The organism is Gemmiger sp., assembly GCF_057431175.1.
The window spans coordinates 23,179-29,603 of record NZ_DBMDDV010000035.1; the positions used below are offsets into that span (position 1 = coordinate 23,179).

Annotated in this window: 5 protein-coding genes; 3 read left to right on the forward strand and 2 right to left on the reverse strand. The window is 51.1% G+C overall.

Annotated elements, in window-relative coordinates:
• Nucleotides 1–198 precede the first annotated feature (198 nt).
• Together ACZO0A_RS11235 and ACZO0A_RS11240 are read right to left on the reverse strand one after the other, a co-directional pair.
• The gene (locus ACZO0A_RS11235; RefSeq protein WP_302377594.1) at nt 199–1,584 is read right to left on the reverse strand and encodes an MFS transporter; all 1,386 of its coding nucleotides are present in this window, start codon (nt 1,582–1,584) and stop codon (nt 199–201) included.
• A 29-nt stretch (nt 1,585–1,613) separates the two neighbouring features.
• On the reverse strand, nt 1,614–4,685 hold the full coding sequence (locus ACZO0A_RS11240; protein ID WP_302377593.1) for a glycoside hydrolase family 2 TIM barrel-domain containing protein: 3,072 nt from the start codon (nt 4,683–4,685) through the stop codon (nt 1,614–1,616).
• Between the two features lie 186 nt (nt 4,686–4,871).
• On the opposite strand from ACZO0A_RS11240, the gene ACZO0A_RS11245 reads away from it, so the two are divergent.
• From ACZO0A_RS11245 to ACZO0A_RS11255, 3 genes are all read left to right on the forward strand, one after another.
• Entirely contained in the window at nt 4,872–5,735 is an 864-nt protein-coding gene (locus tag ACZO0A_RS11245) for a helix-turn-helix domain-containing protein (protein WP_302377591.1), read from the forward strand.
• 216 nt (nt 5,736–5,951) lie between these two features.
• Nucleotides 5,952–6,161: an AAA family ATPase gene (locus tag ACZO0A_RS11250; protein WP_302377596.1), complete on the forward strand. Its 210-nt coding sequence runs from the start codon at nt 5,952–5,954 to the stop codon at nt 6,159–6,161.
• An 81-nt stretch (nt 6,162–6,242) separates the two neighbouring features.
• Nucleotides 6,243–6,425, forward strand: a 183-nt coding sequence (locus ACZO0A_RS11255) for a hypothetical protein (RefSeq protein WP_486846342.1), incomplete at its 3' end; no start/stop codon positions are given.

Sequence of the window (6,425 nt, forward strand, 5' to 3'; positions counted from 1 at the left end):
TATACACCAAAATTCAGGATTTGCAAGGGGAAACACGATTATTCTAAGGCAAAATTTCACTTCTTTTCGACCTTTGCAAAGGTACACTTTCCCAAATAGCCAGTGCTTTGGCCGATTTTAGAGGGTAAAGCACTATACAGAAAAAGGGCTTCCGCCAGCAGATGCGGAAGCCCTTTTTAAGAAGGAGAATAGTGAATATCAGTTTTTCATTTCGGCGCGAATCTTATCGTTGGCCTCCTCGACCTTCATGCGGGAGAGGATAAAGGTAATGATGGCGTCCAGCACAAAGGGAATCACGAGGTACATGAGTTTCAGCATATTGATGCAGGATTCCGGCTGCACGGCCAGCGCCTTATCATAATTGCTGAACGCCAGCAGCCAGCCGGTGATGGCGGTGCCGAGACCGCCGCCCAGCTTGACACCGAGCGAGGTGCAGGAGTACATCGTGCCGTCCACGCGCTTGTGCTTCGTCAGCCAAGTGTACTCGGAGCAGGAGGCGATAACGGCGTTCATGTCGCCCTGCCACGGGCCCTGACCCAGTGCAGCGATGGCCGTGAAGAGCAGCATCATCTTGACATCGCCGGTGCCAGTATAGCCGGCCACGGCAACGAGCGCGCGGGCCACGGTAGCAAGGGCATAGCTGCCGACGTTCAGTTTGTACATACCGTGCATCTTGGCAACGAGGGTCGGGGTAAAGACCAGTGCGATGATCAAAGGAATGTTGATGGCCCAGGAGAACACGCCGAACAGGTTCTTGTCACCAAGGATATGAGCAGTGTAGTAGGTACCCATACTGATCATGGCACCATAGATCTGCTGCAAAATGTAGGTGACGCAGATCATCAGGTAGTATTTGTTGGAGACCAGCAGCTTGGCAGCTTCGACAAGACCGTACCTCTCGTCTTTCTCGATTTCGGCTTTATCCGTGGTATCGACAAACTCTTCCTCCGGCAACTCCTTGACGGAGAAAACAGAGAGCGTGTTGACGATCAGACCGATAATGGCATAGACGATAGCCACGGTGCGCCATGCTTCGGCAGTGTCGCCCAGTGCAGAGACAGCCAGCAGTGTGAAAGACTGAATGGCAAGGCTGGTGGCAAATGCGAACATGAAGCGGTAGGAACCCATCTCGACTCGCTCGGCACTGTTCTTGGTGACAAGGGAAGTCAAGGCAGAGTAGGCGATGTTGTTGGCTGTGTAGAACACAGCGTTCAGCATGGAATAACAGATAAAGAACCATGCGTACTTGGCAAACTCGCTCATGCCCATGGGGATGGCGAAGATGCCGACCAGTGTGATGGCGCAGCCGATGTAGCCGTAGAGCATCCACGGGCGAGCCTTGCCCAGCTTGGAGTGCGTCTTGTCGATCATCGAGCCAAAGAAGATGTCGGTAATGCCGTCAAACAGCTTGGACACAGCAATCAGCGTGCCGACGATGCCGGGATTCAGGCCGACGGTGTCGGTCAGGTAAATCATAACGAACGAGGAGAGGAACGCATAGACCACGTTGCCCGCAACATCACCGGAGCCGTAACCGACCTTGTTATACCATTTTAAATAGCGTCTTTCCGTGTTTTCAGACATGAGATTTTCTCCATTCTTTTGTGTAGGGGTTATGCTTTTTCAGGAATCAAACGGATGCTGAAATCGAAGGAAGCGTCGTCAAGGCGGTACTGCTCCGCCAGACGCGGCCCGCAGCTGGCAGAGCCGATGCCGTTCTGTGCATAGTCAAGGCAGAGAACGGTGCTGTCACAGGGATGCAGCTCATAGTTGTGCGCCTTTTCCGTCAACTCTTCCTGCGTGTAGTGCGAGGCGTTGAAGCAGAACGGCTTTGCACCGACAGCGGTAAGCTTGATGCCAGCGCCATCCAGCTGGACATAATCGCAATCATAGTGACTGCCGTTCTCCTGCGGGCGAATGTAGTCCTCGTGCTGCTGCCAGATGGTGGAACTGAAGTAGTCGTGGCTGGCAGCATGGTGCTTGTCGCAGTAGCTTTCCATCGGACCCATGCCGAAGTAACTGACGCGGGCCATTTCTTTTGGCAGGAACAGGCGCAGGCCAAAGCGCGGCAGTTCGGGGAATACCGTGTTGCGCTCAGCGTGCAGTGCCAGCGTTACTGCACCGCTGTTGGAAACCGTCCAGCAGACATCCAAATCAAGGAATTTCTGCAAGCTGATCGGTGCAATGCCGACTTTGGCGCGCAGAGTCACACCGCTGTCCGTCACCTGATACTCGGTGCGGTAGGCGTTGGTCATACAGTGGTCATAGCGGGCAGCCAGCCAATCCAGCTTCAGCTTGCGGTCATTGTCCGTAGGAGCACGCCAGATGTTGAACTCCATTTCCTTGTCCAACAGGACTGCATCCTCGTACTGCATCGCGGCGAACAGACCCGTCAGCTTATTAAAGTTGTAGGTGAAGTTCTTGCCGCGCAGCGTCAAATGGCGGTCCGTCTCCTGAACAGTGATTGTGCTGTTGGAAGGGGCATCACTCCACATAGCCAAGGTTTTCTGGTTGCGGCTGTCCGTGTTCTCCAGCAGAATTTCATCAAACCCCAGAAGATGATCTTCCGAACGCAAGGGCAGGTCTTTATCGCAATGGTAGAAGATTTTCAGGAAACACTTGCCTTTATCGGGAATATGGACGGCCAACGGCAAGGCATTTTCGCTGTGCGGCGGCAGGGTGAAACCGTCAGGGTAGGGGATGAAGCCGTTGTCGATGACCTCGCCGTCGCAGCTTACCTGATAGGTTAGTGCGGCATACTCGGTCAAATCAACAAAGTCCATGTAGTTGTGCAGCGTGAGCATACCGGATTCCCGGTCGTACTTCACAACACGCGCCGGGCGATAGACGTTCTTGAACTCCAACAGCCCGGTGTGCGGGCGGCGGTCGGGGTAGACCAGACCGTCCATGCAGAAATTGCCGTCATGCGGCCACTCATTGTGGTCGCCGCCGTAATAATAGATGTCGCGGCCGTCGGGCATCTTCCCTTTATAAATACCGTGGTCGCACCATTCCCACAGGAAACCGCCGACCAAGCCGTCATGGCTCTGAATGAACTGGAAGTAATCCTCCAAATCGCCGGGGCCGTTGCCCATGCAGTGGCTGTACTCGCACATGATATAGGGTTTGTCCGGCTCGTTGTCCAGATATTCCTGAATGCTTTCGAGAGAAGGGTACATATTGCTGAACATATCAATGTTCGAGAAATCGTATTTACGGTTCTTGCTGCGATACTGGGCGCTCTCGTAGTGGGTCAGGCGGCGGGGGTCAAAACTCTTTGTCCATGCCAGCGCTTCTTCAAACGTGCAGCCGTAGGCGCTCTCGTTGCCCATCGACCAGATGATGACGCAGGGACGGTTCTTGTCACGCTCCACGCAGAGGCGGGTGCGGTCTACGGTGGCCTCGGTGAACTCCGGGTTGTCTGCGATGGGCTTGTTCCAGTTTTCAACGTGGTTGGGCCAGCTTTCGTTGCCCTCGCAATAGTATTCGGACGCACCGTGGCTCTCGTTGTCGGCTTCATCAATGACAAAGAAGCCGTACTGGTCGCAGAGCTGATAGAAGTAAGGCACATCCGGGTAATGGCTGGTGCGGATGGCATTAAAGTTGTGCTTTTTAATCATGAGCAGGTCTTTTTTCGTCTGCTCAAAGCCAACAGCATATCCCGTGACGGGGTCGGATTCGTGGCGGTTTACACCGTGGAACTTGATGGACTGGCCGTTGACATAAATTTGGTTGTTGGCAACATGAACCTCACGGATGCCCACACGGTCCGTAATAGTCTCGTTGGGCGTGTCCAACACAAGGGCATATAAGTAGGGCTGCTCTGCGTTCCAGAGTGTCGGGTCAACAACGGTGATTTCTGCATGATAGGGGAATGCCGCATCATCCGATGCTTCCACGGGCGTTACGCTGCCGACTATTGTGCCGGCTGCATCGTAGAGGGTGATGCGGGTGGCAACGGCGGAATCGTAGTAACGCAGGCGGACAGCAACCTCTGCGGTGCTGCCGTGGATGTCGGTGGTAATGAAATAGTCCTCGATGCACTGTTCCGGTCGGTGCAGCAGGTAGACATCACGGAAAATGCCGTTCATGCGGAACATATCCTGATCTTCCATGTAACTGCCATCGCACCATTTCAGCACGAGGACCGCCAGATGGTTGGTGCCGTCCTGCAAAAACTTCGTTACATCGAACTCGCTTGTGGAATGGGCGACCTGACTGTACCCGACAAACTGACCGTTGAGCCAGACGTAGAAGCAGGAGGCAACGCCCTCAAAATTCAGAAATGCGCGCGGGGCAGCGGCATCCTTTTGGTAGGTGAAGTCGTAGAGGTAAGCGCCGCAGGGATTCTCTTTGGGAACATACGGCGGATCAGCGGGAAATGGATAACGGATGTTGGTGTACTGGTGGTGGTCGTAACCGTGGTTCTGCCACACGCTGGGGACCGGGATGCTGTCAAAAGCGGAGGCATCATAGCCGACCTCATAGAAAGCATCCTGCAAGTCATAAATACTGGCGTAGTACCGAAATTTCCAGCTTCCGTTCAAAAGCTGGAAGCGATCCGAGGCCTCGCGGTGCTCGACTAAGGCATCGCTGCGCCGGGATGCCGGAATGTAATAGGCACGATTCGGCATGGTACCCACATGCAGTGTGTGCGGGTCCTCGTAATAGTGCGGAATAATCATCCATTCTCCTCCTGTGATTTATACAGTTCTGCTTGCGTTTCGTCTGAAATTATTATACAATTTCTATATACAATAAAACATAAACGGTATCGCATTAAATATGCACAAAATCAATGGCTTTTTGTAAAGTGAAGGTAAAATGGACGAAGCACCTCGCAATATTCACAAAAACAGGAGGGAATTTTTGTGTACATTAACTCTGGATATCTGAACAATTCCCGTACAGATTTCAAAGACAACTCCACGCCGTTGGTGGTGGGCAGCTGTGGCACCTACCGGCTGAAAACGCGCCCCAAACTACCGACCTGCTGGCAGAAAGGGCGCAGGGATTACCAGATTTTATATGTGGCAAACGGCAAGACGCATTTCTGGTTTGACGGCAAGGAAGAAATCGTCAGCGCAGGCCATATGGTGCTTTACAAGCCGGAAGAAATCCAAAAATATGTATATTATCTGGAAGATAACCCGGAAGTTTTCTGGATTCACTTCACAGGCAGCGATGTAAAGAACATACTGGAGTATCACGGCATCTCGCTCGATGAGCATGTGTTCTACTGCGGTGTGCTGCCGGATTACAAGGCGTTGTTCCGCAAAATCATTCAGGAGTTGCAGCTGTGCCGCTATGGGTACGAGGACTATATTGCATCGCTGTTCAACGATATTCTGCTGTTGGTGAACCGCCAACAGCATGAACAGAAAAAAACCACCGGCAACGTCCAAGAGCAAATTGAACGCGCGGCGGCTTACTTCAACGAGAACTATAACACAAAGATCAGCATAGACGATTATGCGGAATCCCTGCACATCAGCACCAACTGGTTTATACACAATTTCAAACAGTACGCAGGTATGTCACCGGCCCAGTACATCCTCTCCTTGCGCATGGTCAACGCCCAAAGCCTGTTGGAGCGGACGACCTACAACATCAAGGAAATTTCCGAAATCGTAGGGTATGAGAACCCGCTGTATTTCAGCAGGGTGTTTAAGAAAGAGATAGGGAAGTCACCGGCGCAGTATAGGAAAGAAATGATCCCTACTGAGGCAGTATAAGGCGCGACAGATTATCTGCTAATGAATGAGAGTATTATGATGGATAAAATTTCGGATGTGACACGGCAAGACATCATTGACGTTATCCGCAATGGATTTGTAGTGTCTTTTGACGAGCCCAATATGATAGTATAAGTGGTAACCATATTGTCAGTTACAGAGCTAAAATATCCTATCATGGCCGACTGGACGAGCTTAGATTTTTGGAAAGACTGTATGACTTCATATGTCTCCGGTATAGCAAACGAAAGTTTGCCGAGTTCGCACAACGGTCTGGGGTATAAGAATTTGATCAAAATGGAGTTTCTACTTGCTGAATTTGCCAGAAACATAGAAAAATGTGGTGCTGCGTGCATTCCATTGCTTCTTATTGAAGAACCAGAATCGCATATGCACCCGCAAATGCAAGCTGCATTTGCTACATAGTTGGAAAAATTTCTGGGAAAACTCTCTACAGTTAAAATTCAAACTTTTCTGACATCCCATTCTGCTCACATAGCAAATACCATGGAATTTTCAAAAATTCGGTATGCGCAAAAGTCTAAAAACGGTGTGATTTACAAAAATTTGAATACCTTTGCGCAAGGAAATCCTGACAATCTGGACTTTATCAGGAAGTATTTGACTTTGACTAAATGTGATCTGTTCTTTGCAGATAAAGCGATTCTTGTTGAAGGATCTTCTGAACGG